General features: G+C 70.1%; 2 pseudogenes. Both read right to left on the reverse strand.

The annotated features are described in order from the left end of the window. Positions 1-274 (reverse strand): annotated as a pseudogene (locus tag A7X12_RS26445) (arsenic transporter); the annotation flags it as partial. Continuing rightward, positions 271-753 (reverse strand): annotated as a pseudogene (locus A7X12_RS26450) (MFS transporter); the annotation flags it as partial. The pseudogenes A7X12_RS26450 and A7X12_RS26445, both read right to left, overlap by 4 nt.

The following is a 753-nucleotide window of genomic DNA, read 5'->3' on the forward strand; positions in this document are numbered from 1 at the left end:
GGGCATGGGCGGCGGCCGCCGCGGCGACCCAATCGAACAGGCCCTGTTCGCGCGCGGTTTCGCTGAGCAGCATCATGCCGATCAGGAATAGATAGACGTCTGCTCCCTTCGCGATCGCGCCCAGCGCGGCAGCGGCGGGCATCAACCCCAGGAGCAGCAGCAGTGCCGCGCCCGCAACCGCCCAGATCGCCTCCGGCCAGCGGAACGGGCGCGCGATCACGCCGGCCGTCGCGGCGGCGCAGATGCCCCAGGTGGCGATCGTCGAAGGATTCATCGGCCCTGTTCGGGACGGGCGCCGGCGCAGGCCGGGCGCAGAATGGCGGCGAAGCCGATCCATAGCGCCAGGCTGACCAGCGCAAAGCTGCCGAGGATATAGAAGGCGGCGCGATAGCCGATCGCCTGGGCGAGCCAGCCGCCGATCGCGGGGCTCAGCGAAGCGCCGACACCCTGTACGGTCATGACCGCCCCTTGCCCCACATTCACGCGCCCGGTGCCATCGAGCATGCAGGCGACGAGCCCCGGCACCGCCACACTTTGCAGCCCCGCGCCGATGCCGTCCAGCGCCTGTACCGGCCACACGCCCCAATGCTCGATGAAACTGCCCGCCAGCAGGCCGCGTAACGGCAGCGAGGCAAAGGAGATCAGCAGCACCAGCCAATAGCCCCGCCCGGCCGCCATCCGCATCGCCAGCAAGGAGGCAACGATCATCACCGCCTGTGCAACCACCACGGTGGTGGCGGTGAACAGCGCCGC

Origin of the sequence: Sphingomonas sp. TDK1 (assembly GCF_001650735.1) — a bacterium.
Taxonomy (GTDB): domain Bacteria; phylum Pseudomonadota; class Alphaproteobacteria; order Sphingomonadales; family Sphingomonadaceae; genus Sphingomonas.